Raw genomic sequence first — 26,579 nt, 5'->3', positions numbered from 1 at the left:
CGGCTCAGAGCTCATAATCATAACCCAGATCGGTCGTGCTCAGCATACTTTCCGGAGTTAGTCCGTGGCGGTTCATGCTGCCCCGGTTCTGAAACTGCGGCAGATCGAATGGATACATCTCATCGGTGAGGTTGTAGCCATTGGGAGCGCCGGAAACGGGCTCGTATTTTCTTTCATTGCCGGGGATCTGCTGCCATTCGTACCAGATGCGGTCCACATTGCAATGATGCATAAAAAATGCCGGATCATTGGGCGAAACATCCAGTGGTTCCATGGAGCCCACCCGGATATTATTGGGCACCGTTCCCGTCATGATCGAATCGCAAAAGGAATTAACGGCTTGTACCGGCAGCATTTTTACGGTATCCACGGGGACCTCAAAAAAACCGGCTACCCAATCGTGGCCGATATTGTGCATCGCCTGGGCTCCGTCGCAGGTCAGTTGCAGAAAGCCTTCTAGGCAAAAGCGGAAGGATTCCTGTTGGCGACCGTCACCGCAACCCCAGGGCTCAACGTCATAGGTCTCAATATCGAGACAACCGTTAATATCGGCGATCGTGGGCAGACTGACCGGATAACCGGGGTAGTCCGGTCCGGGCAGCGTTGCACCAAAATTGCGGACCAGCCAGGGATGTGGATTAAGCCCGATGTAATTCGTGCGGATGGTAAAGAGATTGACGGTCCAGTTGTCCTTGCGAAAGGGGCCGTCCATTACGGCGTATTCCTCATTGGGATCGCCGTTACCGCCCATTAACTGGGGCGAAAATACCGCATCGGTACTGGCCTGATCGGTCCAGTCCCAGTAGGGGAGGGCCACATCCAGACCGCTGACTTCCCGCAGTGCATCTTCGTAAAGGATCAGCAATTTCCGGTGCCAGGCCGGGAAAGCGGGATTGGCGTGGGCCACTCCAAAAGTAGTACAGAGTTTCTTTTCTACCGCCATTTGGTGCCATCGTACAAACTGGTCGTAGTAGGACAAGGTATCCGAATAGGGCGAAGGAGTTGCTTTGAGCGTCAGGATGGCGTCGACATAATCGGCCATTTCCTGGGAACTCAGGTCCTTGGCATTTTTCCGAATGCGGATATTGTTATCGGGTAACTCGATATCATCCTTTGAATTGCAGGCGGTAAAGAATACCGTAACCAGCAGGATCGCGCAGAGCCTGCCGGGCAGGGAGTTGGGTAGTAAATGCATCTTAAGGTTTAGTTAGTGAACGGGTAATGGTATTGCTGTATCCGGACTGATCTGTTTTAGTGTCGGAATACAAAAGCCAAGATATAAAATTGGTCTGTGAACCGGGCAATAGTTTAAAGGTAGTAGCTGCTTTCTGATTTCCGTTCTACTCTTAATATCTTGTGTCGGTCAGCCGGGTTCCTGAGGTGATTTGAAAATCCCCGGTGCCGAAATCTTCAAAAATGATCCGTCCGATGCAGCTTAGAAAACTCTTTTTTTCAATAGGTATAGGAACGACCGTCGGTATCGTTCTTTCTCTTTTAGCGTGTAATGCAGGAGAATCCACATCCTCTTTTGCGGAAAAAGTAAATGATCTCCTCACCGAAGAACTCGGTGCCGGCGGACCGGGAGGTGCCGTACTGATCCTGAAAAACGACGAAGTGGTGTTTTCCGAAGGTTACGGTACGGCCAATCTGGAAACGGGGGAAGTCATTACAACGAAAACCCTGTTCAACCTGGGCTCCATTTCCAAAACATTCGTCTCCAACGGCATCCTCTTACTACAGGAGCGGGGGAAACTGTCGGTGGAAGATCCCTTGTCCGCCTACTTCCCGGATTTCGCTCATCCGGAGATCGCCCAAAAGATCAAGATCAGCCATTTACTGACGCACACATCCGGCTTACCGGACAACCGGCAGGTCAGCCGGGATCCGGAATTCTACCTCACGGCGAAAGATGAGGAGAACTGGGCGCCGGAACTGCTGGTGGATTCCCTGAACTTTGCACCGGGAACTAACTATCAATACTCCAATCCGGCGTTCAACGGACTGGCTCTGATCATCGAGCAGGTGAGCGGGCAGAAATGGCAGGATTTCATTATTGAAAATATCATCCGCCCGTCGGGCATGGCCAGTAGCACAATTACGGACGGTCCCCATCCGGAATCCGGAGTAGCGCACGCCTATGTGCAGGGCGATGGTGGGCAGTGGGCGGAAGATGACTACGGGGAGGAACCGACTTTTGCGGCGGCGGGCAACGGTGGCGTGTGGAGTACGGTGGAGGAACTGGCCCGCTACGAGCAGGCCCTCCGGGCAGCGGTATTTTTACCCGCCGCAGTAATCGAAAACTCAAGGACACCAAAAAACGATCTTCCGGTAAAGGCGCTGTCCTGTCTGGAGGACCGAACCTGGAATCTCGGATACTCCTGGTTTATTTCCCAAACGGACAGTGGGGTGAAACTGGTTGGGCATTCCGGCACCCAGGGCGGTTTTTACGCCAACTATATCGCCGTTCCGGATCAGCAGATCCTATTCGTCATGCTGGCTAATTTTCCCTGCGACCGGCAAAAAATATCGTTACAGATCATGCAGTGGATCGAAGAAGAGCTTTTCGAAACCGCGGATTGAAATGCATCTGGTTCGGGCCTTATTTCTGGATCTCGCGTTCCTTCCAGGTCCGGATCGCTTCGGATTTCCACTGCCGATCCCGTTCTTTGCCCACCGTATTCCAGGCCTTTACGGCTTCGTTGACGGTAAGGAAATGATTTTTGGGCCCGATCTTTTCAACCAGTCCGGTTTCCTGGAACAGGTCCCGCACGGGCCCCAGCACTCCACAAATGTAAAAGTTGATATTGGCCGATTCTATATTATCCACAACGGTATTGAGCATTTCGGCTCCGGAAGCATCCATATCGGTAATGCTACTGGCGTCCAGGATGACCAGGCGGAGGCCGGGATCCTTGATGATCTCTTCCATCTGTTGTCCGAAATAGGCGGCATTCATAAAGTAAAGCGGGGCATCAAAACGGAAGATGATCACCCCTTCTTCTTCCTGAGCCTGCGGAAATCGGAGGGTATTCCGAAAGTACTGGGTATCCGGTAAGCGTCCGAGAATGGCGGAATGAGGGCGCGCCGCTTTCAGCAGAACTACACCGATGGACAGCAGGACGCCGGTCAGCACCCCCTCGGCAATGCCGATAAACAAGGTAGCCAGGAAGGTAACCAGCATCATGTAAAAGTCTTTCCGGTGTACCCGCCACAGGCGCATGGCTTCCTGCCAGTCGAATAAACTGCGCACGGCCAGCAGCACAATGGCCGCCAGAACGGCATTGGGCAGATAGTAAAATAATGGAGTTAAGAAAATGAGGGTCAACGCTACCAAAATAGCGGTAAACACCGAAGACATTCCCGTTTTTCCACCCGCTTCGCTGTTTACGGCCGAGCGGGTAAAACTACTGGAGGTTGGCAGCGCCTGAAAGAACGCACCGGCAATTTTGGACAGTCCGGTGGCAAACATTTCCTGATTGGGCCGAACGGTGTGGTCCCGGTGCTTTTTTTGGAGGACCGTACCGATACTGATAATTTCCACCGCTCCGATAATAGACACGGACAGCACGGTGGGGATCAGTTCTTTGATGGATTCGAGACCCAGGATGGGTATGCTGAAATGGGGAAGTCCTACCGGAACATCCTGTACAATATCCACTCCGTAACGGTCCAGTCGAAAAATGTATACGATCAGGATACTCAGCGCCGTTACGAAAAGCGCCCCGGGGATCTTCCGGTTCCAGCGACGAAGTCCGATCATCAGGAGCACCCCACCCAGGCAGATGAGCAGGGTAGGCCAGTGGATCTCACCCAGATGCCGGCTGAGGTGGGTCAGTTTTTCCAGAATATTCATCTCCCGAGGGATATCCATGCCCAGCGCATATTTGATCTGACTGAACACAATGATCACCGCGGCGGCCGAGGTAAAACCGGTAATGACCGGCTGAGAGAGGAAATTGAAAATGATCCCCAGGCGGAATACGCCCATGAACAACTGAAAGAAACCCACTAAAAGGCTGGTGAGCAGCACCAGTTCGATATAATGCGGAGTGAAAGGTTCGGCGAGTTGACTGACCCCGGCCAGTACCAGCAAGCCGGAAACGGCTACGGGGCCGATACTCAATTGGCGGGAAGTACCGAGAAAAGCGTAGACGAGCAACGGGATCAGGCCCCCGTATAGGCCGTAAATAGGCGGCATCCCAGCCAGCAAAGCATAGGCCATTCCCTGCGGGACGAGCATGACACCAACCGTCAGACCGGCGAATAGATCGTTTTTAAGCCAATCCGAACGATAATTGGGCAGCCATTCCAGCGCTGGAATATATTGCTTTACTTTCATAAGAACAGTCATTTCTCCGTTTCGGAACACGACGAAATTTACGGCGCCGTGCCCGAAACACTTTATTGGTCAGCAGGAGGTCTGTACCTCCGGTCGTTTAGAGACGCTTTCAAGATCGCTCACCGGGTTTTCCACCGGCAGCATAAGTTTCAAAAAAGTCTCTTAGACTTTACTGGGATCGTACTTGGTCACAATGTGTAACCACACGGAGCGGGAAAACCGGAAAAACCAAACAAAAATAATCGCCAGGATGGCCAATAGTACGGCAAACGAGGCATTTAGGCTCCAGTCGAGTACCCAGTGGAAAAATAAGATAAATAGAATGCAAAACCAACCGGAAATGATGTAGGAAATAAACATGGCCCCAAAATAAAAGCCGGGCTCCGGTTCGTAGTCGAGTCCGCAGTGGGGACATTTTTCGTACATGTCGAACGGTTTGTTAAAGCTGAAGCTTCCCGTTGGGAACAGATCGCCCGTATGACATCTTGCGCATTTCAGGGCCAGTATACTGCTCAGTTTTGAGCGCTTGTGATCGTTATTCATGTCAGGTACTTTTGAATTATTCTCCCGTTTTTTGTTCGAGTCGTTCCAGTCTTCTGGATATTTCCTCCAGTTTCATCAGAATGAGGATGTGGGTTTTTTTCGCATCTATACCCACCGGACTGGTGTCACTGTGGATCATTTTGGCAATGGCATCGTAAGTTGCCTGGTCGATCTTCGCGTTGTTATCCATGATCAGGTTTTTATGGTTATTTAATCAGCTAATTGTCCAATCATCAACCTTATACGATCAACACCAGCCCCAATCCCAGCCAGTTGCCGCGCCGGATAGCTCCCAGACCGGATTGCTGGAAATAGTTATTGAAGGTGACACCTTCGCCGCCCGTTCCGGCATCGCCCCAGCGCCAGGTGTAATGCAGGCTGATCTTAAAGTCGGGGTTCCAGTAGAGGTTGGCGCCCAGATCGAAAGTTTCATCCTTTCCGGCAAAGCTTTTCAGACTTTGAGCCTGACTCTGTGCGCCTTCTTCCATCGCTCCCCGGAAAAAGGAATACATCGCTACCGGTTCGAGCACCATCCGCCGGGGAAGGTTCAGATCGTAGCTGACCCGGGCGTATCCGGTACGACCGTGGGTGGCAAATGACGGACTGGCATCCAGGTCGAAAGAACTGCGGGAAAGGTAATAATACTCCCCGTCGATGTTCAGCCCTCCGTAATTGAGCAGTACATCACCGCCCAGGGCCCGGTTTTGCCGGAAAAGATCCGTTCTTCCTTGTTCCGCTACCGCGAATGCCAAAGATATTCCTTTTCGCTTGCCGAAGTAATTGATCTTATGGTTCATGCTAAAAGTCTGGGACTCCGGATCCCCGATATGAATGATGGCCCGACCGGCGATCATCGGAGAAGACCGCAATCCGGTAGAGTTGCCGTTGACGGCTTCGAAAACCGGATTGAAGACTCCCAGATTGTATTCAAAATGCACATTGGAGTGCTCATTGAGGAACAGGCCGCCCAGATTGAGCCCCATCGCCCGGCCCGGTCCGATACCCGTCAGGTGACGGCGCAGGTAATTCTGGGACCAGGATTTCTCCATAGAAGTACTCCGCAGCGCACTGGTGATGCTTTCGCGGCCGATGGGCAATACCTGATATCCAGCCACCAGATGAGCGTACTCCTTTTTGGGGAGCAGTCGCCACTGAACAAAAGCGTTCCAGACCCGAAAGGTCGGGGAAGAACCGTTATTGCCGCCCGCTTCGGTAGCGGAGAGCAGATCCTTACCTACGAGGTCGAGCGCCGCCGTGAAGTTGAAGGAAAGATCCTCAAACGGCTGCCCTTTAACGCCCAGACGGGTGCGGCGCAACTGGGTATTCAAACGGTTTTCAGCTACTTCGTAAGTTTCGGTTGCTGCGTTGTAAACCTCCATGCCGTCGGTGTAGGTCGTCCACATCTGGAAGCCGACGGATGGTTTGATCTTATACTTTTCCAGCAGTTCACTGAATTCGGAGGTTTTGTTCTGGGCGTTCAACCCCAGACCGGACAGTGCCAGTAACAATAGAACGATAATATTTTTGCTCACGGGATTATTTGTTTGTTTGTAGAGTATAATTTTCGAGACGGCCGTTTAACGCGTTGGGCGCGCCCTCGCCGTCGATCACATCTACGGCCTGCTGAACGGTCATGAACAGGCGATCTTTTCCGATCTCATCGAGTAGGTGAGCGCGGTTCAGCGCATCCCGCACCGGGCCGATCACGCCGGTGAAAAAGATCTTGATATTGCGGGCTTTGTATTTCTTGACAAATTCTTCCAGTGCATGCATTGCGCTGCTATCCATGTAACCGATACTTTCCGCATTGATGATAATAGCCTTCAGGTGCTCACCTTTAGCCCGGATCAGTTCACTCATACGTTCCTGGAAAAAATTGATGTTGGCGAAATACAACTGAGCGTCAAAACGAACGATCAGGATATCATCCCGCTTTTTCAGATCCGTAAAGCGATCCAGGTTCCGGTAGACTTTCGCTCCGGGCACCTCTCCGAGTTCCACCATGTGCGGGCGGGTACTCCGAAAGATCATCATGGCCAGTGACAGGATCACCCCGATGCCGATACCCTGCTCGATACCCAGGCTTAAGGTGGCTACAAAGGTGACGATCAGCATCCAGAAATCTCCGCGATCCGTGTGCCAGAGATGGATAGGTTCTTTGTAATCGATCAGTCCGAAAACGGCTACCATGATCACGGCCGCCAGGATCGCATTGGGCAGATAGTAGAACAGCGGTGTCAGGAATAACAGGGTCAGGATGATCAGCACGGCACTGATGATGGAAGCCATACCCGTACGAGCGCCGGCCTGGTCATTTACTGCCGTACGGGAAAAACCGCCCGTTACCGGATAGGACTGGAAAAAGGCACCACCGATGTTGGCGGCTCCCAGAGCGATCAGTTCCTGATTGGGAATGACCTTATAGTTTTTGTGTTTAGCCTGCACGGCTTTGGCTACGGCTATACTTTCCATAAAGCTGACCAGCGAAATGGTCAGAGCGATCGGAAGCAGTGTCCCCAGCATATCCATCGAGAAGGTAGGAATGCCGAAAGAAGGCAGCCCCTTGGGTACTTCTCCGACGATCTTTACTCCGCTTTCGGTCAGCCCGAAACCCCAGCTAACCAGGATACCGAATACCACCGCCAGCAGCGAGCCGGGAATGGATCGGTTGAATTTTCGAACGGCAATGATCAGGGCAATACCACCGAGCCCGATCAATAAAGTGGGTATGTTGACGCTTGCGATCTTTTCAATGGCTTCGAGCAAGATCTCGTGAATGTGATGACTCCGGCCGATATTGACTCCCAGCAGGTGTTTCAACTGACTGATACCGATAATTAAAGCGGCGGCCGAAGTGAAACCGGAAATAACCGGGTGGGAAAGAAAGTTAACCAGAAAACCCAATCTAAACGTCCCCAAAAAGAACTGGATCAAACCCACGATCAGGGCCAGACTGATGGCCAGCGCGATGTAGGAACCTGAACCGGTCTCGGCCAGCATCCCGACACTACTGGCGGTCAGGAGTGATACCATAGCTACCGGCCCAACGGCCAGTTGGCGGGAGGTACCAAGTATTGCGTAAAGGATCAAAGGAAGCGTGGAGGCATATAGACCGTAGATGGGCGGCAATCCGGCCAGCATGGCGTAGGCCATACCCTGGGGGATCAGCATTACACCAACAGTTAGTCCGGCCGAGATATCACCCTTGAACTGATCCCCGGTGTATTGGGGCAGCCAGTCCATTATGGGAAAGAAAGATTTCAGTTTCATAAAAGTTTAATTGTTTGGCTAGTCTACCAAGTATTCTGTTAAATCCAATCCCGAACCGGAGCGGCCGACGCCTCAGAGTTTCTTCAAGGTGATCTGGTTCCGACCCAGTTCGAGTTTGTGTTGTTTTTCCAGGTTTTTTAATAAGCGGGAAATGGATTCCCGGGTCACGTTGAGGTCATCAGCGATATCCTGATGGGTGGTCTGTAAGGTGTTTTGCCCGACGGCCTGCGCTTTTTTGCGCAGGTAATTGAGCAGGCGCTCGTCCAGTTTTTTGAATACGATCTGGTCAATGGTATCGATCAGTTCCAGCATCCGGCGGTCGTAGGCGGTCATGACGAAATTCTTCCAGGTGGGGTATTTCATCATCCATTCGTCCATGTAGCGGGTTGGAATGGCGATGATCTGGGTATCGTCTTCCGCAATGGTCCGGATGGCACTTTGTTTGTCCCGCATGCAGCAGGTAAAGGTCATGGTACAGGCATCTCCGCCCTGGAGGTAGTAGAGAAAGATCTCTTCCCCGTCATCTCCTTCGCGACTCACTTTAATGCTGCCCTGGATCACCAAGGGGATCAGTTTGATGTAACTGCCGTAATCCATGATCATTTCTCCGGCGGAAAAAGTCATCACCTTTCCTACCTGAGCGATCTCTTCCCGTAGCCCTCGCTCGGAGAGTTGGGGGAAATAAGTCCTTAATAATTCAGTAACATTGCCTTGTTCTAAGATCACATTCCTAAAATTGAGAGGGTGCTGTAAATGGGTTTAAATCACAAAATATGAACATTTTTTCATGTAATGTAGTTGAACCTTTTTCATTTACGATACAAAGGTAAAGGCTTTGCAATGGCGGTATAGTGATGTGGATCACACAGGCCAATAGTTTCTGACCGGAACTACCGATTAAGCAGCCCGTTTCAGGAGCCCGGAAAAGCCAAGGCCTTCCTCTGTCGGGTGTTCAGAAATTTCGGAAAAGGGCAGGGCGGTTACTTGCGCTCCTGCGGGAAAAGTTTCGATGCCGGGGTTATATGATCTGGTTTCAGGTGTTACTGACTCTACAATCTGGACAACAAAAGAGTGGCCCGGCTCTCCCGCCCGATGATCCGGCAAATGTAGCTGCCGCTGCCGCCGGCCCGAAAGGAAAATTCGTGCACTCCCGCCGCCAGTTGCCCTTCGTGCAGCGTTTGGACCAGCCGGCCATCCAACTGATAAATGCCTACATTCAGATTTTCCGCTTTTTCCAATACTATCCGGATCCGGCTCTGTTCCCGGAACGGATTGGGAAACGCCCGGGCCGATTGGATCAGCCCCCGTACCTGCTGGTCGACGGCCAGTGGGCTGTCCTCGATCGTGATCTGGTACATCGAACGACCATAGGTTCCGGCTACGAGGGTTTGGGTGGGCTGGTGGTAAACGAGATCATTCACGACCACCTTCGGAAGGCTCTGCCCGAGCACCGACCAGCTGAGTCCTTCATCTTCCGACCGGAATACACCGGCATCCGTAGCCAGAAACAGTTCTTCCGGGCGGTCGGGCCGGATCACGATATCATTGACCGGCACTTCCGGCAGTCCGGCGGAAATATCCGTCCAGGTCTGCCCCTGATCGTCCGTCCGGAAGACGTGGGGCAGATAGTCATTCCAGCGATACCCGGAAAAAGTCACGTAGGCGACCCGCTGATCGGTCGGGTGCGCGCTGATACTGGTGATCCAGCGTCCGGGCAAGTTTTGATCGATCGGTTCCCAGTCATTGCCGTCATTTGTGGTAAGAAACAAGGAACCTTCGTCCGTACCGGCGTAAAGCACACTGCTGTTGGCCGGGGAAACGGCCAGACTGGTAATGGAGCCGTATACCAGATTGCTTCCCGGAGGCGTATTGGCCAGGATGGGACTGATGGCTTGCCAGTTGACGGCCCGGTCGGTTGACCGGAAAACCCGCTGGGCACCGTAGTAAAGTGTACTAGGTGTATTGGGATCCAGAATAACGGGAGTTTTCCAGTTCCGATTCTCGGAAAGGCTTTCGATCGGAGTGCCGTTAGAGAACTGATTGCCGCCGGAAGTAGAACGACGGAAATTGCCGTACTGAGATTCCGCATAAACGAACCTGGGGTCGGAAGGATCCACCAGATTGACGAAGCCATCGCCGCCGAGGATCTGTTCCCACTGGCCGGAGTCCGTCCGCCGCCGCAGGGAACCGTTGTCCTGAGTGCCCCCGAATAGTCTTGAGGGTTGCTGGAAGTCGATCTCGGCCGTATAAAACTGCGTGATCGGTAAGTTGTCAAAATGTGTCCAGGTAGTAGTGAAGTCCCCGGTGCCCCGGTAGAGACCACCGTCATTCCCCAGCAGTAGATAACTGGCATTATCGGGTTCGATATACAGCACGTGCTGATCCACATGACTGCCCCGCATGATGGTTTCCCACTGCTCATCTCCGAGTCGATATTGTTCCACTTCCAGCCCGCAGATATAGACGCGGTCGGCATCGACCGGATCGGCGTAGATCTTTCCGAACCACCACATAAAGGGCACCTGGGAGATGCCGTCGAGCGGAAGGTCGGTCCAGCTTTGGCCCAGGTTGTCACTGCGATAGATCCCCAGCAGGAGATCATTGTCGCCATCCACTACAGAAGCATAGATCCGATTCGGATTGACGGGAGAAATAGCGAGCCCGATCCGCCCCAGTCGACGGTTAGGTGCAATGGGCAGGCTGAGCTGTTGCCAGCTGTCCCCTCCGTCATTACTGCGGTAGATCGCGGAAGTAGTACCGCCGTACTGCCTTCGGTTGGGGCGCCGGATGCGTTCCCAGCTCGCTGCAAATAAAATATCCAGCTGGTCGGGATGGATCGCCAGATCGATCACTCCGGTAGAATCGCTGATGTAGAGGACCTGTTCCCAGCTCTGTCCGCCGTTGATCGTACGGTAGAGCCCGCGTTCTGAATTGTTGGCAAAGAGCTCCCCCATTGTGGCGACGTAGACCCGATCGGGGTTCTGGGGATGGACGATCATCTTACCCGTGCTGCCGCTGTTTTCCAGACCGAGTGGGGTCCAGTTGGTTCCCCCGTCGGTACTTTTGTAGATACCCGCTCCGTCGTAGGCCAGAGAACCACCGCCGGCATTGGCTTCGCCGGTACCGACATAAATGATCTGTGGATCGGAAGGCGCCAGGGCGAGGTCTCCGATAGAAAGACTGGCCGCACCGTCAAAAACGGGAGACCAGTTCTGTCCGCCATTAGTCGTTTTGAAAACGCCGCCCGAAGCTGCGCCGATAAAGATCGTTTGGTCATCCGTCGGGTCTACGGCCAGACTGGTGATCCGACCGCCGATCGCCAGTGGGCCGACCGGCTCCCAATCCTGTTGCCCACCACTTCGGGCATTACGGAGGGCCTGCCACTGGTGCATGGCCTGCAGGTATATATCCTTGCGGATCCGGCCGTGGGGATAGGCCCTTTGCCGGTACATCCAATCCTCCGGACTATGAGGAGTTGATTCGTCTGATGAAGGTGCTTGCAGCAGATCTGAAGATTCCTGACAGCCATTGAAACCCAATGAACCGATACACAGTATAAAGGCCAAAAAACGTACAACTCTATTCATACCCAAGATGGAAAATGGATGGATTAAAAAAAATCGAATATAAGGCAAATTAGAGGGAAGCACCGCCTGTTCGATCATTTTCACTACAACTCTTGAAAAAATATACCACTATTCCCCTTTCTCGCGTTAAATTTGTCTTAATAAGCCAACCAAAAGCGGTAATTTTTTTGTATTATCTATAGAGCAACTTACGGAGCTTATATTAGGCTTCGATTTGCCGGCGCTTCGCCTTTCCAAAATTCAGATTTAAATGTATCGAAATCTACTTGTGGCAATTTTAATGGGGGTCGCTTCCTTGTTGGAAGCTCAACCTCAGGCTCCCGCCTTACCCATTAAAAGGAAAGCCGTAGTAGAATTGCCGGCCGGCTTGAATTTATTGCCGGGATTCATCAATTCCAATTCGGAAGAGAGCGCTCCCCTGATCAGTGCGGACGGCAATACGCTGTATTTTACCCGGCGTCGGCATCCCCAAAATTTTGGTTTTGATAAAGCGGGGGATATCTGGGTAAGTAAAAAGAACGCTCAGGGAAAATGGAGCCGCCCGGTAAACGCCGGAGCGCCACTCAATAATATTTATTCGAATTCGGTGGTGGCGCTGGATCCGAGCAACCAGATTATTTATCTGCAGGATACCTACGGGCAGGGCGGCGAAGGCCTGGCCTGGGCCCGGCGGGAAGGTCGCTCCTGGTCTAATCCCGAGCCTTGTGAGATCGAAGATTTTTATACCATCGGCGACGGTGCCACCTTCAATCTCTGCCCGGACGGCAACATCCTGATCATGGGGCTGGAGCGGCAGGAAGGACTTGGCCGCCGCGATCTTTACGTTTCCTTCCGGGAAGGAGATTTCCAATGGAGCGCTCCCCTGCATCTGGGAAATGTGATCAATACGAACAAAGAGGAATCCCGGGCATTTCTGGCGGCGGATGGTCAGACCCTGTACTTTGCCAGTCGGGGCCACGCTGGGAAAGGCGGTTTTGATCTTTTTTATGCCCGCCGGCTGGATGATTCCTGGACCAATTGGAGCGAACCGCAAAACCTCGGAGAAAATATCAATACCCCTTTCGATGACGAATACATCAGTCTGCCCGTTACCGGAGATCCGGCCTATCTGGTTTACCGGGATACCGGCTCGCTGAATATTTACGCGGCTCACCTGCCGGAAGAATTCCTTCCGCAATCGGTGACTCTTGTTCGGGGAAAGATCAACCTGCAGGATCACCAGTCTATTCGTGACCTGGAAGTGACCAGTCTCGACCTGCAATCCGAAGGCAGTGTGCGCAATTTGCCGTTACAACCGGATGGTACTTTTACCGTGGTCGTTCCTCCCGGAGCGGAACTGGGCATCCAGGCGGCTGCACCCGGGCATTTTCCCACCAGTACGTACCTGCGGGGAACCGGTGCTCCCAAGGCCTCCGAGATGGACCACCGCACTCTGCTGGCCTCTACGCAGTTCAGCCCGGAATATCTGCTGCGGGACGGAGAGATCCAGAACCTGAAACTACGTCTGGATCAGGTGGATGAAGAACTGGAAGAAATGCGCAGGTTGCGCGAAGCCTATTTAAAAGAAGAAAATCTGCCCGATCCGCAGTTAGGCAGCACCCTATACAGCGATCCGGAACTGGATGCGCTGCGTCACCGCTACGAAACCTTGAACCGGCCGGTGGAGATCGATACCATTCCGACCCGGGCACCCATACCCGCGGAATACGACTGGGACCCGAAAGGAAGTGCAATCCCCGAAAAAGACGCCAATCGCGGAACGCCGGATGATGAGCTGGCGGATATGAAAAAACGCTTCAATCGGTTCTATCAGCCCGAAGTGAAAAAGAGTGCTCCCAAGCAGGAAGAATTCCTCTGGGAAGAGGCCAAGAACTTCTCCGATTTCCAAACCGGTATCCACGAACAAATGCTGGAAGAGATGCGGCCGCGCATCGGCCGGGAACTGGCTAAAGAACTATGGCCGCAGGTCAAGGCTTCCATGCGCAGCAGCGTAGAGCCGGACCTGATGGAAATACTGGACGAAAAAGAATACGAGATCCGCGAGCAGATTGCCCAGCAACTGGAGGATGCCATGATCGAGGTTGGCCAGTCCCGGATAGAAATGCCCTCCTGGCAACAGGATCTGGAATCGGAATTGCGCAGCAATATGGAAGCGAAAGTCCGGCTGGAATTACGCGAAGAATTGCGGGATGAAGTCCGAATGGCCCTGCAGAACGAGGCCTACTACCAGGTCCGTCAGCAGGAAGCGGTTGTACTGAGTGAGCAGCTTAAAGAAAAGGTCGAACTGCAGGTCGCGGAAGAACAGCAGCAACTGGCCGGAGCCGCTTACAATGAAAGTGAACTCGGTGTCAAGGGCATCAATGCGGAAAATACCGGTTATCGGGAAGAGGAAAGAGAGCTGGTGCTGCTTAGTCCGGAAAAAGGGTCCTCCTTCCTGCTGAATAATGTATTCTTTAAGCCTAATACCGATCAGCTAAAAGAAGTTTCTTATCTGGAACTGGACCGCGTAGTTCAGTTTTTGGGGGCAAATCCCCGATTGCGCATAGAAATTGCCGCCCATACCAACGGTTGGTTGAGCCATTCCTTATCTTTGCAGCTTTCCGAACAGCGGGCCAAGGTCATTGCCGATTATTTGTTTACCCAGGGAACAGATTCCCGACAGGTGAATTATAAAGGATACGGTAAGACCAGTCCGATCGCGTCTAACGATACACTGGAAGGCCGCCGGAAAAACCAAAGGATCGAATTGCATATTTTGGAAAACTGAGATGCAGTGGTTTGCATCCGGTCCCAGCGACTATCACCGATCCGGATCTAAGCAGATCAGGAGGTGATGAGAGCAAAAGATCGGACAACGGCATCTTTTGAAACCCAGTGCCCGGGTGGTGCTGAATCTTGCCTATGAAGTTTGTATCAGAAGAAGTTATTGATCGGGTTGCCGAAGAACTTGGGGAATCCGAAGCGGTATTTGAAACGGCCTTAAATGACCTGGAAACCAGTCAGCCGGTACTGCTGGCGTACCTGTTTTCCGAGAACTTCTCCCTGTTTACCAATCAGGAGCGGGAGTTCCTGCTTTTCCTGGTGATCGTGATCTACCGTTCCGCCAAAAAAGTGAATGGCGATCTGCCCCGGATAGAGGAGGACGAGCTGAGCGGACAGGAAGAAAATAACTGGCAACTTCTGCAGGGGGTGAAGGGCCATAAATTCCACGAACGCCTCGATGTTTTCTTTCGGGATCAGCCCCAGGAGGACCTGCTGGCTTTCGCGGAAGACGCCCTTTCCGATGTGGAAGACGGCTACGTAACCAAGGAAGGACGGGAAGCGATCTTCGTAGCGGTAAAATCCATTATTGATTGCTGGCGGTAGTGCCCGACTTGCAATAATCCTTTTCTAAGCTCACTTTAGCATTTTCAATATAGGATTCAGTGCCCTCACCAAGCTGTAATCTAATTTTAAAACATACTATCATAAACCTGATGTCTTAAAATCGCTCTTTGAATTCGCCGTCTCATTTGATGGAGGAACCCCCTTTTATCTCCAGGGCTATGCCCTTCCCCGATCTGATCTCAATCATGCAGCTACAAATATTTCAGGGCGATGCCCTGACCCATGTAAGCGGCGTAGCTGCGAAAATATCTGTAGATCAGTAAGGAGTTTTACATTGAAGGGCGTAGCCCTGGCCATATATTGATCTATAATGTCCGTTTTCCTATTCTATTTACTAGACGCAACATAAAATGCTAAAGTCGAGCGAAGAAACTGCCTTAAAAATAAATACTGGTTTACGAAGCGCGCATTTTTTCCCTGCATAGCCTTGCAAAAAAGATCACGTAGCTTAGGCTCCCGAACTAACGTTTTCCCTACGGCGGGATCGAGATATGCTCACTTTTTCACGCCTTGTTCATGAGAAGAATCCGGGCTTCTCAACGGCAGCACCATTTTTAAAACAGTTTCTAACACAATAATTACTCGCACTTTTTCCTTTACTTTATCGCATACTATTCAATGTGGGTAAAAAAACACCCATTACGCTGATTGTTGAAAACATAAAATCTTCGGATCGTGATGAAGGGAAGATACAAAATTGGCCTCGTCCTGACGCTGGCCTTTTGGATGACGGTGCAGGTGAATGCCCAGCAGCCGGATGGACTGTCGAAGGGAAGTCTGCAGGAACAATTTGATTACCTGGTAAATGAATCCAGCCGATATCAAAACTATAAGGTGGTCCCCCAAACCTGGTTGAATACTTTTTGGACGAATGTGCAGGACTCGCTGCGGGCCCAACAGGGTACCCTGAAGCAGAACGAGATCACCATGAAGGTCCAAAAGGATGATATTGAAGAATTTAAAAAGGAAGAAGAAACACTCAATGAAGAGATCACTACGCTGAAAAACGCTAAGAACAGCCTGAGTTTATTGGGAATTCCCATGGATAAGGCCGTTTATCACGTTTTGGTCTGGACCATTATAGCCGCTCTGGCTGTCGGCCTGGTATTTTTCCTCGGCCGGTTCCGTTATGCTAATACCGTAACGAGGCAAAAGAAGAAGGATAACGCAGAGCTCCAGGAAAAAGTGGATCAGCTCCGCAAGCGCATGCTGGAAAAAGAACAGGAACTCCGGCGGCAACTGCAGGATGAGATCAACAAACGACTGGGATAGATCTGGAGATCCGCTCCTTTTCATCGAAATATAGTCGTACGGTAGCATGATCTGTGCGAACGGAACGCTTCCTCCGGCCGTCGTGGCCCCGGGGACTGGCGTACGAATGCCCATCAGGATATGCAGTGCGAAGCGCTTTGGGAAAATCCCAAACTACTTTTCGTCGAGTATAGTTCCAGTTTCTTATCTTAGCCGGAGTCAAAGCCCGATTGTATTATGGCTCTACGCATCTTCAAAAAAATAGGCTGGCGCTACGCTTTGGGCGAGCTCGTGTTGATCTTTCTGGGGATCACGATGGCGATCTGGTTTAACAACTGGAATGAGGCCAGAAAAGAAGTGAGCGTGGAGATCAAGTCCCTGGAAGAACTTCGGGATGCACTCCAACAGGACCTCCAGGATATCGAGCTCAATATCCACGGTTTCGACGGCCGGGTAAAGGGTTACAAGCGCCTGTTGAAACATATGGAGCAACAACTGCCGCTCAGCGATAGTTTACTGCGGGCGATCCCCTACATTCGGGGATTCACTTTCCTGGTATCCAACGACGGGCCCTACGAAACCCTTAAGTCCCGGGGGCTGGAGACTGTCACCAATGATTCCTTACGCCTCCAGATCGCTACCTATTACGATCTGGATTACGATAAACTCCTCACCAACGAGAGCGAACACCGGCGGCATTACGCCAACTACATGAAGCCCAAACTCATGGAGCATTTCCTCCTGAAGGATTACCAGATGCAGCCGATCGATTACAATGCCCTGATCCAAGATTTTGATTTCCGGCAGATCCTTTACTGGGCATCCGCTACGGATGAATATCTGCTTCACTTTTATCAACACCTAAATCGTGAAGGCAATCGCTTGCTGGCTAACATTAAGACAGAGATCGAGCGATTGGAATAAAAAAAGCTTGTATGAAAATCGCTATCTTCAGCAGTCACAAATTTGAAGTTCCCTATCTGGAAAAAGCCAATCGGGCAGGACACGAATTAAAATATTTTTCTACCAATCTCAATCTGAATACCGCAGGTCTGGCCCGCGAACACGATGCCGTGTCCCTGTTCGTAAATGACGACGCCTCCGCTCCGGTCCTGGAACAGTTACACGAATACGGGATTCGGTACGTCGCGCTGCGTTCGGCCGGTTATAATCACGTCGATCTGCAAAAAGCCAAGTCCCTGGGGATGAAAGTGGCGAATGTGCCGGAATATTCGCCCTACGCCATCGCCGAGCATACCGTGGCTTTAATGCTGGCCCTCAACCGCAAGATCATCCGTGCGAACAATCGTATCAAGGACCTTAATTTTTCCCTTGACGGACTCACCGGTTTCGATATGCACGGCAAAAAAGTGGGTATCCTGGGCATGGGCAAGATTGGGGCCATTGTCGCCAGGATCCTCCACGGTTTCGGTTGCGAAATTCTGTCCTTCGATATGAAGGAAGATCCGGACATGGTGGACAAGTATGGAGTGAAATATATGGATATCGATTCGATCTGCAAACAGGCCGATATCATTACCCTACACCTGCCGTTAATCCCCCAGACCCGCTACATCATCGGTAAAGAGGCGATGGATAAGATGAAGGATGGCGTCATGCTCATCAATACCAGCCGGGGTGCCCTTTTGGATACCAAAGAAGTGATCAAGGCACTGAAAAACGGGAAGATCGGCTATCTGGGGCTCGACGTTTACGAAGAGGAAAGCGGGCTGTTTTTCGAAGATCATTCGGAAGACGATATATTGCAGGACGATATGATCGCCCGCCTGATGACGTTCAAGAACGTACTGATTACCAGTCATCAGGCCTTTCTGACCGATACGGCTTTGCAAAACATCTCCGATACCACTTTCTACAATATCGATCAGTGGGCAGCGGACCAGGAGTCCGATAATGAATTGCAGGTCGACTAGGCTTATAGGCTGGAAAGGGAGCGGTTTTCCGCGTGTGGGGACCGGGCACGTGGGATCTCACCGGCACTTTGGTAATAATCCCCTAAATTTTGCGTAGTCTTGCAAGATGTCAAACATCCCAATACTTTACCAGGACGAACACCTCCTGCTGGTTGATAAACCAGTTGACCTGCCGATCCATAAAAACGATCATATGGCCTACGATGCACCCTATCTGACCAAACTGGTAGGGGAGATCACCGGGCAGTGGATCTACAATGTGCACCGGCTGGACGCCAAAACATCCGGGGTCGTCCTGCTGGCCTTATCTCCGGATATGGCGCGGCAACTGACGCAGCAATTCGAAAAAAGGACGGTGGAAAAGACCTATCTGGCGCTGGTAAAGGGCAGCCCCGGCAGCGGTACTTTTGACGAACCGGTACTGGACCGGAAAAAAGGCAAACGGGTAAAGGCCAGTACGGATTACGAAACGCTCGAAACGATCCGGACCGATCTGAGCAGTAAAGGGGTGGACGATCTCGAACTTAGTCTGGTGGCCCTCCGCCCGCACACCGGTCGCTGGCACCAGTTGCGCCAGCACTGCGCGCGGCAGCGCTACGATATCATTGGCGATACCCAGCACGGCGACTGGACGCTCAATCGACTAATTACTGATCGAACCGGAGCGCACCGGCTGTGCCTGCACGCCCAGAAACTGCGCTTTCAACACCCGATTACCGGAGCGGACATGGAAATGGAAGCGGAGATGCCGGCCCTTTTTCTCGAGATAATGGATCACTGGCGGGATACTTCCGTTGCATAGTCTCTTCGATGGAAGCTTTATTTTCCCGCCGGGAAAATTCATCCGGGTACGATTAATTGTTAAGTTTGCGCCATTGGGGAAAAAGCATTGGGACAGTGAAATGGCATTATGAATTTTAAAAAACCATTTCCAATGCAGAAAAAATTAGTGCTTGTATTACTGCTGATCGGCTGGCAATCCCTTGCCTCGGCCCAGACCGCAGCGATCACTTCCGAAAATGTCATTTTGATCACCCTCGACGGGATGCGGTGGCAGGAAGTATTCGGCGGTATTGATTCCGCCCTGCTGAATCACCCTGAATTTACACCGAAACCGGAAGAACTACAGGAACATTTCTGGGCGGAAACGCCCGAAATGCGCCGGAAAAAACTGATGCCGTTCTTTTGGAATACCATCGCTGCCCACGGTCAGCTTTACGGTAACCGCTGGAAAGGCAATAAAGTGGATTGCTCCAACAGTATGTGGTTCTCCTATCCGGGCTACAATGAGATCCTGAGCGGCTTCGCCGATGATGATCGCATTGATTCCAACAAGAAGATCAATAATCCGAACGTAACGGTCCTGGAATTTGTCAACCGTCAGCCGGGTTTCAAAAATCGCGTCGCTGCTTTCGGTAGCTGGGATGTGTTTCCGTATATCGTGAATGCGGAACGCAGCGGAGTGCCCGTAAACGCCGGTTATCCGGAACGACCGGAAGGTCCGTTATCCGAAAAAGAGGCCCTGTTGTACGAGATGCAGACCCAGATCCCGGAAGAATGGGGCTCGGTGCGTTTTGATGCGTTTACTCACCATTTCGCCCTGGAGTACATGCGGCAATGGCATCCCCGGCTGGTGTACATCGCTTACGGTGAGACGGATGACTTTGCGCACGACGGAGCTTACGACGAATACATCACATCCGCCCACCGCACGGATGCCTTCATCGCGGAGCTCTGGAACTACGTACAGCAGGATCCGGTCTATTCCGATAATACCACTATTCTGATCACTACGGACCACGGCCGGGGAACGCAGCCGCTGGAAACCTGGAAACACCACGGCGATGAGATCCCGGATGCAGGCCAGATCTGGATTGCAGCCATGGGGCCGGAGCTTAAGCCGCTGGGGGAAGTAAGCCAGGAGCAGCAGCTTTACCAAAACCAGGTCGCCAACACCGTCGCCCGGCTCCTGGGATTGGAGTATAAGAACGAACGGGAGGTTGGTGCGGCTCTGGAAAGTGTATTGAAGCGATAGATACTCCGGATATCGGACTGGGGTATTTCATTTGGAGTAGTGTGGCAAACGGGCTAAATTGCCGGGACTGCAACCGCTGTTATTTATTTACGTACACCACTTTCGGTATCCCAAATCTGAGTTCATGAGTATTGACCTTCTTGCCAAGCAACTGAAAGAACTGATCACGGAAGACGATATCCGTGGTGTGATCGAGGCCCTGCAGGCCAACCTGGATGACCTGCAGGGGCAGATCCTGGAGGCGGACCTGATGCAGTACGCCGCCCGCCTGAGTAATATGGAACGTGAAAAGGACCTGGGGATCATTATGCAGGAACGCTACAATATCGAGCGTAACCAGTTGCGACAGATCCTGATCGAGAAGATTGTCCAGTTACAGAAGGAGGAGAAAGCGGAGATCCGCAATCCGGTGATCCAGGTGGAAGACGGCGACCTCTTACTGGAAAAAGCCGCCCGCCTATTTCAGGACGGCAATTACCGGGAGGCAGAATTGGTGATCAAGCAGGCCATGGATCAGGAATTTGTCCGCTACGACCTGGCGGAAGCCTACGCCATTCTCGGCAATATCTATCTCGAACTGGATTACCATCAGGATGCGATCGAAGCCTTCCAAAAAGCACTGGAACTGGACGCCAACTCCGGTAAATACTGGACCAATCTGGGCGTAGCTTACCGCCTTACGGCACAGTACGACAAGGCCGAATCCTGTTATATGCGGGCCCTGGAGCTGAATCCGGATTACGCTAAGTTGTACACCAGTCTGGGTGCTTTACATCTGACGCATACCATGAAATTTGAGGAGGCCATCCGCTTCCTGGAAAAGGCGATCCAACTGGATCCCGGGCAGGAAGTTGCCTACGCGAATATGGCCCTGGCCCAGGCGTCAGTGGGGAATTTTGCCAGTGCCGAACAGTATCTGGTGAAGGCTACCATGAAAGGTTATCGCAATACCGCCAAGGTCAAGCAGATGATCGACAACCTGAGGTCCATATAATACAGCATAGCCCGCATGCCCGGGAGGATCCACACTCCGGAAGTTTTGTTTTCCAGAGCAATAGCTTAACCCATTACCCGCAACAATACCACATCTATGCATACACTCCGCGTCGGACTGGCTCAGATCGCTCCGGTCTGGTTGAATAAAGCCGCCACCCTCGAAAAAATTGAGCGCACGATCGAAGAGGCCGCTGCGGCCCGTTGCGAACTGCTCATCTTCGGTGAAGCCCTGTTGCCGGGTTATCCATTTTGGGTGTCTCTGACCAACGGTGCCGAATTCAATTCCCGGGTACAAAAAGCCCTGCACGCACACTACGCCCGCAATGCGGTGCAGATCGAGGCCGGCGATCTGGAATCTATTTGCCAATTGGCCGCCAAACACGAGATGGCGATCTATCTGGGCACCATCGAGCGGCCTGCGGACCGGGGCGGCCACAGCCTCTACTGCACGCTGGTCTTTATCGATCCGCAGGGCAAGATCCGCTCGACCCACCGAAAATTGCAACCTACCTACGAAGAACGACTGACCTGGGCTCCGGGAGACGGACACGGACTGCGCGTACATCCGCTCAAGCAGTTTACCGTCGGGGGCCTGAACTGCTGGGAGAACTGGATGCCGCTTTCGCGAACGGCACTGTATGGTATGGGGGAAAACCTGCACGTAGCAGTCTGGCCGGGCAGCGATTACAATACCCGGGACATTACCCGTTTCATTGCCCGCGAAGGGCGTTCGTACTGCATTTCGGTTTCTTCCCTGATGCGGCGGGAAGACTTTCCGGAGGATACGCCCCACCTGGATTTGATCCTGGAAAAGGCACCCCCGGTACTGGCCAACGGTGGATCCTGTATTGCCGGGCCGGACGGCGAATGGCTGATCGAACCGGTACTTGACCGGGAAGGCCTGATCACCGCCACACTGGATTTTAACCGGGTATTGGAAGAACGGCAAAATTTTGACGTAGTGGGGCATTATTCCCGGCCGGATGTGACCCGGCTGACGGTCAATCGGGAGCGACAGGGGTTGGTGGATCTGTCGTAACACCGGCTTCCAGTCGGCTGTGTCACCGACTGGAAGTCGGTGTTACATAAACTTCACCCCCAGCACCAATGACCATCGATCGATCTGCAGATCATATCCGGTAGTAGGATTGATATCAGTACCGGAACCGTACCGGAACTCCGTGAAGAACCGCCTGGACTGAATACCGATCCCGAGCAGGGAAGTCATTTCGGCTTTTTTCAGATCGTGCCGGGAGAACACGTAATTATTCGGACGGTTGTCCTGGACGGTGAAACTGTTCTTACGGTAGTGGAATATACCCAGTCCCGCTTTGATGTACGGAGCGTATTTGACTTTAAAGGGAATAAATTTTCCGTACAAACTAAACTGACTCACATTTTGTTCCAGCTCGTACCGAATGGAGCGCCGGGCGCCTTCAACAATGAAAAATTCGTTACTGGCAATCGACCGACTGCTGAAAAAACCTAACTCCAGACCCAGAATGAATTTATCCCGGGTGCGGGGAACGGCAAATTCATAGCCCAGCCCCAGGTAAGCGGAAAGGTCTTTGGAGAGTTTGATCGTCTCCGGATGGTTCTGGTCATTAGCGGAGAAGCCGGCGTTCAGGATACCCGCCTGGACAAAAAATGCATGGTAAGACTTTTGCCTGGGCATGACGTAAGTAGAATTATCCAGACATTCATTATAACTCACCACCAGATTTTTAATGAGGTTGGAGTAGGGGAGTTGGCCGATAGCACTCTGGAGTTTGGGGCAGCCGTTGGTCATCGCTTTGGCCAGTTCCATTTTATAGGTTTCCAATATTACAATGTGGGCATTGTCCGTGCGGCGCATACCCGCCTGCAGTACAGGTTCGGCCTCGAATAGCTTGACCACCCGGTAGGTAAGCTCTTCGATTGGTCCGGTCCCCTTTTGCAGGTAATAATGAAGGCGATGATTCTGATCGATGAACTGATAGAGATTGAGGGTTCCTTCGGCGAGCACCCGCAGAAATACCGTTGCTTCTACCCGGGGTATCCGGTGATCAATGGAAAGTACGTTTCGAAAGAACGGTAATTGATCAAATTCGATTGATTCGTCAATAATGCTGATTTCGGCCCGTATGTATTTTTCCTGCTGCTCATCGATCTGAAAGCCGGCAACTTCCCGCACGCTCAATTCCTGGATCTTTCCATCCGCCGACGGCCGGAACCGGATGTGGTCCGGATTGATGGTCCATTCCCGGAAATCAATCTCCCCGACATACGTACGGCCGTCGAGAGTCGTCAGGTGGGCGGGTACAAAATTTTTCTGGCTAAAGACAGTCAGCGTACAGAGACTGCACAGCAGGAGGGTAAACATTCGGTACATGAGAGGAGCAGTTTGGTTAAGGTGGATCCAGACCCTTAAGTGTCCGGTTATCAGTGTTTAAGATAGTGAAAATTATCCTTTTCAGCAGTTTAATTAAAACAGATGATCTCCAAAACCGCTACCACTTCCCCGTTTTATTCCGTTCGCCGGCTTTTAGTTCGCCCGATGGGCTTACTGCACCAGATCAAAAGCCTTACGCATAGCCGCATAGGTCGCTTTCAGGGCCGCCTGATTGTCCATTTCATTCAATTCCTTGTTAAAGGGCTCGGCGCGGACCGGACCGTCATAGCCGATCTCGACCAGGGCCTCCAGAAAGGGTTTGAGATCGATCACACCGGTGGTCATCGGTAGTTCCCGCGAGCCGTCCTGCTGGGTATCGGGCGTGAGGCCATAACGCGCATCGTTGATATCGCAGGTGATGATATCCTTTTTGTCCAGTGCGAGTATATCCTCTTTCGTATCTCCGGCGCAGTACCAGTGAAAACTATCCAGTACCAGCCCTACGTTTGGCCGTCCGATCGCAGTGATCAGTTCCCGGGCTTCGGCCATGCTGCGTACGAAAGGATATTTGAACCGCGTCATCAGGGTTTTGGGGCTGACGTATTCCAGGCCCAGACTGATGCCGTGTGCTTCCAGTATCTCGGCGCAGGCCCCCAGTCGGTCCGTGTGTTGCTGAAAGTTGCGCAGGTAAGTTAGCTCATTATCGCCGTTCAATACCCAGGTATTCATGCGGGTGGCGCCGGCTCTTTTCAGGGCCTGGGCGGCAGCCGGGAGTTTGGCGAGGTCTTCCCGAAACCGGGCTTCCTCTTTGCGGAATTCAACCGGCAGATTGGTGGAACCCCAGCTGATCTTATGCCGCTTCATTTTCTGGCGAAATTCCTTCAATTTCTTGTCGGACATAGCCGCCAGATCATTAGGCATCGAAATAATGGATTCGAAACTGTACTCGACGGCCATATACAACAATTCCTCCTGGCCGGCCTGCACGCCAATGATACCCGGATTCAGACACATTTTGAATTTGGGCGGTTTATAACCCAGATTCAGTTTTTGTCCAAAGCCGGGAGCCAGACCCGCAGCGGTGATCAGTCCGGCGGTAGCCAAAAATTTTCTTCTTCCGTTTGCTTGGTGCTTATCCATGTTGCTCGTTTTTACATTTTAAAGGTAATAATCCCTGGCGGTTTTGGAAAAGATCGCCGGATGGCGGTGATGATTTATTTGCCGGACCAAAGCGGGCAGAACACACCGGAACGGGATTCTCAACTAGAATACCCATATTGGTCCGGATTTAAAACCTTTTGACTATTTTGACGTGATTTTCCCCAAAGACCAGGACGCCTTCAACAAAACAAAAACGAAATGCAACCTAACAAGTTAGAAGAATTCGAAGAGCACGTGGAACACGTGGACGAATTTGAAAAGGAACCTGTTCCCTCGAGTCACCTGAAAGACTGGAGGAGTTTTTTGGGGATGTACGCCGGCGAGCACGCTGCGGGTACGGAGTTCGTGATCGGACCCTTATTTCTCACCGCCGGAGTCAGCGCCTTTGATCTCATTGTCGGTCTATTGATCGGTAACTTTCTCGCCGTATTGAGCTGGCGGTTCCTGACCGCCGAGATTGCCGTGAAAAAACGTCTGACCCTATACTACCAACTGGAAAAGATCTGTGGTAAACGCCTGGTCACTTTTTATAACCTCGCCAACGGGGTGCTGTTCTGTTTCCTGGCCGGAGCGATGGTCACCGTTTCCGCTACGGCCGTCGGGATCCCCTTCGATATGGAGATGCCGCAACTGACGGATACCATGCCCAACGGTCTGACCTGGGTGATCGTAGTCCTGGTAGTCGGTGCAGTGATCTCCATTATTGCAGCCCGGGGGTACGACTCGGTCTCCCGTGCGGCCAACTGGATGTCTCCTCTGATCGTTCTGGCCTTCCTGGCCTGTGGATTTGTCGCATTGGGCCAACTGGGTGTAAGTAGTTTCTCCGAGTTCTGGAATATCTGGGGCTCCGGTTCCGAGCCTTTCCCGGGGCAGATCAAGTATACCTTCTGGCACGTGGTGATCTGGTCCTGGTTCTGCAACGCCGCCATGCATATCGGGATGTCGGACCTTTCCGTTTTCCGCTACGCCCGCAATGCCAGTGCCGGTTGGACCACCGCAGCGGGCATGTACGTCGGCCACTATATTGCCTGGATCGCTGCGGCCCTGCTGTACGCTGTTTACCTGCGTTCTCCGGAAGCCCAGGAATTCCTGGCTAACGGACAGGCTCCGTCGGTAGCGCCCGGCCCGTTGGCCTACAATGCCATCGGTATTTTCGGCATCCTGGCAGTAGTGATCGCCGGCTGGACGACGGCTAACCCGACCATCTACCGGGCCGGTCTGGCCTTCCAGGCTATTTTTCCGAAATCTTCCACCTTCTGGATGACTCTGCTGGCCGGTGGAGTAGCTACGGTTGCCGGTCTTTTCCCGGCTTTTGCCATGAAGCTGCTGGATTTTGTGGCTGTATATGGGTTTGTACTGGCCCCGATGGGAGCTGTCATTGTGTTTGAATATTTCTTCGCGGACCGCATGGGCGTCATGCAAAACTTTGCGGAACGAACCGGAAGCAGTTTCAATGTAGCGGTTTTTCTGGCCTGGGCCATCAGCTTCGGCGTGTTCTATTACATTTCGGCCTCTCAGGGCGTATTTCTTTCTTTTTTAACCCTGCCGGCCTGGCTGAGTTGCGGTGTGCTGTATTTGCTGTTCAGCCGTTATCAACAAAAGGCTACGGCTGCAGCTTAAGGCCGTTTTCTGGCAAGCCGATCGATGACCGACGGACTTTAGGATCCCGAAGCAATGTTTTCACTACACTTAGGATCCTAAAGTT

General features: G+C 52.2%; 21 protein-coding genes. 11 read left to right on the top strand and 10 right to left on the bottom strand.

What is annotated here, in order from left to right:
- Positions 1-4 precede the first annotated feature (4 nt).
- Positions 5-1,195 (bottom strand): tyrosinase family protein, encoded by a 1,191-nt coding sequence (locus CRP01_RS19330; protein WP_099151738.1) that lies wholly within the window; start codon positions 1,193-1,195, stop codon positions 5-7.
- 233 nt (positions 1,196-1,428) lie between these two features.
- Here CRP01_RS19330 and CRP01_RS19325 point away from each other — a divergent pair, with 233 nt between their 5' ends.
- Positions 1,429-2,580: a serine hydrolase domain-containing protein gene (locus tag CRP01_RS19325; RefSeq protein WP_099151951.1), complete on the top strand. Its 1,152-nt coding sequence runs from the start codon at positions 1,429-1,431 to the stop codon at positions 2,578-2,580.
- 19 nt (positions 2,581-2,599) lie between these two features.
- Here CRP01_RS19325 and CRP01_RS19320 read toward each other — a convergent pair whose 3' ends face one another.
- From CRP01_RS19320 to CRP01_RS19295, 7 genes are all read right to left on the bottom strand, one after another.
- Positions 2,600-4,339 (bottom strand): SulP family inorganic anion transporter, encoded by a 1,740-nt coding sequence (locus CRP01_RS19320; protein WP_170110451.1) that lies wholly within the window; start codon positions 4,337-4,339, stop codon positions 2,600-2,602.
- 162 nt (positions 4,340-4,501) lie between these two features.
- Entirely contained in the window at positions 4,502-4,882 is a 381-nt protein-coding gene (locus CRP01_RS19315) for a DUF983 domain-containing protein (RefSeq protein WP_099151736.1), read from the bottom strand.
- Between the two features lie 16 nt (positions 4,883-4,898).
- A complete protein-coding gene (locus CRP01_RS42360) occupies positions 4,899-5,072 on the bottom strand; it encodes a hypothetical protein (RefSeq protein ID WP_170110450.1) in 174 nt (57 codons plus the stop codon).
- Positions 5,073-5,121: 49 nt separating this feature from the next.
- Positions 5,122-6,414, bottom strand: coding sequence for a porin (locus CRP01_RS19310; protein WP_143473451.1), 1,293 nt, complete (start codon positions 6,412-6,414; stop codon positions 5,122-5,124).
- A 4-nt stretch (positions 6,415-6,418) separates the two neighbouring features.
- On the bottom strand, positions 6,419-8,152 hold the full coding sequence (locus tag CRP01_RS19305) for a SulP family inorganic anion transporter (RefSeq protein WP_099151734.1): 1,734 nt from the start codon (positions 8,150-8,152) through the stop codon (positions 6,419-6,421).
- 72 nt (positions 8,153-8,224) lie between these two features.
- Positions 8,225-8,878 (bottom strand): Crp/Fnr family transcriptional regulator, encoded by a 654-nt coding sequence (locus tag CRP01_RS19300; RefSeq protein WP_233752714.1) that lies wholly within the window; start codon positions 8,876-8,878, stop codon positions 8,225-8,227.
- Between the two features lie 323 nt (positions 8,879-9,201).
- A complete protein-coding gene (locus CRP01_RS19295) occupies positions 9,202-11,739 on the bottom strand; it encodes a WD40/YVTN/BNR-like repeat-containing protein (protein ID WP_170110449.1) in 2,538 nt (845 codons plus the stop codon).
- A gap of 250 nt (positions 11,740-11,989) precedes the next feature.
- Between CRP01_RS19295 and CRP01_RS19290 the strand changes: the two genes are divergently transcribed.
- The 9 genes from CRP01_RS19290 to CRP01_RS19250 all read left to right on the top strand — a co-directional run bounded on the left by CRP01_RS19290 (position 11,990) and on the right by CRP01_RS19250 (position 22,381).
- The gene (locus CRP01_RS19290) at positions 11,990-14,506 is read left to right on the top strand and encodes an OmpA family protein (protein ID WP_099151732.1); all 2,517 of its coding nucleotides are present in this window, start codon (positions 11,990-11,992) and stop codon (positions 14,504-14,506) included.
- 134 nt (positions 14,507-14,640) lie between these two features.
- Positions 14,641-15,105, top strand: coding sequence for a hypothetical protein (locus tag CRP01_RS19285; protein ID WP_099151731.1), 465 nt, complete (start codon positions 14,641-14,643; stop codon positions 15,103-15,105).
- Positions 15,106-15,804: 699 nt separating this feature from the next.
- A complete protein-coding gene (locus tag CRP01_RS19280; protein WP_099151730.1) occupies positions 15,805-16,398 on the top strand; it encodes a hypothetical protein in 594 nt (197 codons plus the stop codon).
- Positions 16,399-16,614: 216 nt separating this feature from the next.
- Positions 16,615-17,301, top strand: a complete 687-nt coding sequence (locus tag CRP01_RS19275; protein ID WP_099151729.1) for a DUF6090 family protein — start codon at positions 16,615-16,617, stop codon at positions 17,299-17,301.
- Between the two features lie 11 nt (positions 17,302-17,312).
- The gene (locus CRP01_RS19270) at positions 17,313-18,311 is read left to right on the top strand and encodes a 2-hydroxyacid dehydrogenase (protein ID WP_099151728.1); all 999 of its coding nucleotides are present in this window, start codon (positions 17,313-17,315) and stop codon (positions 18,309-18,311) included.
- A gap of 106 nt (positions 18,312-18,417) precedes the next feature.
- A complete protein-coding gene (locus tag CRP01_RS19265) occupies positions 18,418-19,113 on the top strand; it encodes a pseudouridine synthase (RefSeq protein WP_099151727.1) in 696 nt (231 codons plus the stop codon).
- Positions 19,114-19,245: 132 nt separating this feature from the next.
- Positions 19,246-20,346: an alkaline phosphatase family protein gene (locus tag CRP01_RS19260; RefSeq protein ID WP_099151726.1), complete on the top strand. Its 1,101-nt coding sequence runs from the start codon at positions 19,246-19,248 to the stop codon at positions 20,344-20,346.
- A 124-nt stretch (positions 20,347-20,470) separates the two neighbouring features.
- Positions 20,471-21,340: a tetratricopeptide repeat protein gene (locus tag CRP01_RS19255; RefSeq protein ID WP_143473449.1), complete on the top strand. Its 870-nt coding sequence runs from the start codon at positions 20,471-20,473 to the stop codon at positions 21,338-21,340.
- A 96-nt stretch (positions 21,341-21,436) separates the two neighbouring features.
- Positions 21,437-22,381 carry a carbon-nitrogen hydrolase family protein gene (locus CRP01_RS19250; RefSeq protein ID WP_099151724.1) on the top strand — a complete coding sequence of 315 codons (945 nt, stop codon included), beginning with the start codon at positions 21,437-21,439 and terminating at the stop codon, positions 22,379-22,381.
- A gap of 42 nt (positions 22,382-22,423) precedes the next feature.
- On the opposite strand, the gene CRP01_RS19245 is transcribed toward CRP01_RS19250, so the two are convergent.
- Both CRP01_RS19245 and CRP01_RS19240 read right to left on the bottom strand, forming a co-directional pair.
- Entirely contained in the window at positions 22,424-23,713 is a 1,290-nt protein-coding gene (locus tag CRP01_RS19245) for a hypothetical protein (protein ID WP_099151723.1), read from the bottom strand.
- A gap of 171 nt (positions 23,714-23,884) precedes the next feature.
- On the bottom strand, positions 23,885-24,853 hold the full coding sequence (locus CRP01_RS19240; protein ID WP_099151722.1) for a sugar phosphate isomerase/epimerase family protein: 969 nt from the start codon (positions 24,851-24,853) through the stop codon (positions 23,885-23,887).
- A 219-nt stretch (positions 24,854-25,072) separates the two neighbouring features.
- On the opposite strand from CRP01_RS19240, the gene CRP01_RS19235 reads away from it, so the two are divergent.
- Complete coding sequence (locus tag CRP01_RS19235) at positions 25,073-26,494, top strand: purine-cytosine permease family protein (RefSeq protein ID WP_099151721.1); 1,422 nt, start codon at positions 25,073-25,075, stop codon at positions 26,492-26,494.
- Positions 26,495-26,579: the final 85 nt, after the last annotated feature.

This window comes from Flavilitoribacter nigricans DSM 23189 = NBRC 102662, assembly GCF_002646595.1.
Lineage (GTDB): Bacteria > Bacteroidota > Bacteroidia > Chitinophagales > Saprospiraceae > Flavilitoribacter > Flavilitoribacter nigricans.
This window is presented reverse-complemented; position numbering and strand designations above follow the sequence as displayed.

Excerpts from the sequence above, each read along its gene's own strand:
- CRP01_RS19305 (WP_099151734.1), bottom strand. The coding sequence starts at position 8,152 with ATGAAACTGAAATCTTTCTTTCCCATAATGGACTGGCTGCCCCAATAC.
- CRP01_RS19270 (WP_099151728.1), top strand. The coding sequence starts at position 17,313 with ATGAAAATCGCTATCTTCAGCAGTCACAAATTTGAAGTTCCCTATCTG.
- CRP01_RS19255 (WP_143473449.1), top strand. The coding sequence starts at position 20,471 with ATGAGTATTGACCTTCTTGCCAAGCAACTGAAAGAACTGATCACGGAA.
- CRP01_RS19295 (WP_170110449.1), bottom strand. The coding sequence starts at position 11,739 with ATGAATAGAGTTGTACGTTTTTTGGCCTTTATACTGTGTATCGGTTCA.
- CRP01_RS19315 (WP_099151736.1), bottom strand. The coding sequence starts at position 4,882 with ATGAATAACGATCACAAGCGCTCAAAACTGAGCAGTATACTGGCCCTG.
- CRP01_RS19325 (WP_099151951.1), top strand. The coding sequence starts at position 1,429 with ATGCAGCTTAGAAAACTCTTTTTTTCAATAGGTATAGGAACGACCGTC.
- CRP01_RS19235 (WP_099151721.1), top strand. The coding sequence starts at position 25,073 with ATGCAACCTAACAAGTTAGAAGAATTCGAAGAGCACGTGGAACACGTG.
- CRP01_RS19320 (WP_170110451.1), bottom strand. The coding sequence starts at position 4,339 with ATGAAAGTAAAGCAATATATTCCAGCGCTGGAATGGCTGCCCAATTAT.
- CRP01_RS19290 (WP_099151732.1), top strand. The coding sequence starts at position 11,990 with ATGTATCGAAATCTACTTGTGGCAATTTTAATGGGGGTCGCTTCCTTG.
- CRP01_RS19265 (WP_099151727.1), top strand. The coding sequence starts at position 18,418 with ATGTCAAACATCCCAATACTTTACCAGGACGAACACCTCCTGCTGGTT.
- CRP01_RS19250 (WP_099151724.1), top strand. The coding sequence starts at position 21,437 with ATGCATACACTCCGCGTCGGACTGGCTCAGATCGCTCCGGTCTGGTTG.
- CRP01_RS19260 (WP_099151726.1), top strand. The coding sequence starts at position 19,246 with ATGCAGAAAAAATTAGTGCTTGTATTACTGCTGATCGGCTGGCAATCC.
- CRP01_RS19280 (WP_099151730.1), top strand. The coding sequence starts at position 15,805 with ATGAAGGGAAGATACAAAATTGGCCTCGTCCTGACGCTGGCCTTTTGG.
- CRP01_RS19275 (WP_099151729.1), top strand. The coding sequence starts at position 16,615 with ATGGCTCTACGCATCTTCAAAAAAATAGGCTGGCGCTACGCTTTGGGC.
- CRP01_RS42360 (WP_170110450.1), bottom strand. The coding sequence starts at position 5,072 with ATGGATAACAACGCGAAGATCGACCAGGCAACTTACGATGCCATTGCC.
- CRP01_RS19245 (WP_099151723.1), bottom strand. The coding sequence starts at position 23,713 with ATGTACCGAATGTTTACCCTCCTGCTGTGCAGTCTCTGTACGCTGACT.
- CRP01_RS19240 (WP_099151722.1), bottom strand. The coding sequence starts at position 24,853 with ATGGATAAGCACCAAGCAAACGGAAGAAGAAAATTTTTGGCTACCGCC.
- CRP01_RS19330 (WP_099151738.1), bottom strand. The coding sequence starts at position 1,195 with ATGCATTTACTACCCAACTCCCTGCCCGGCAGGCTCTGCGCGATCCTG.
- CRP01_RS19285 (WP_099151731.1), top strand. The coding sequence starts at position 14,641 with ATGAAGTTTGTATCAGAAGAAGTTATTGATCGGGTTGCCGAAGAACTT.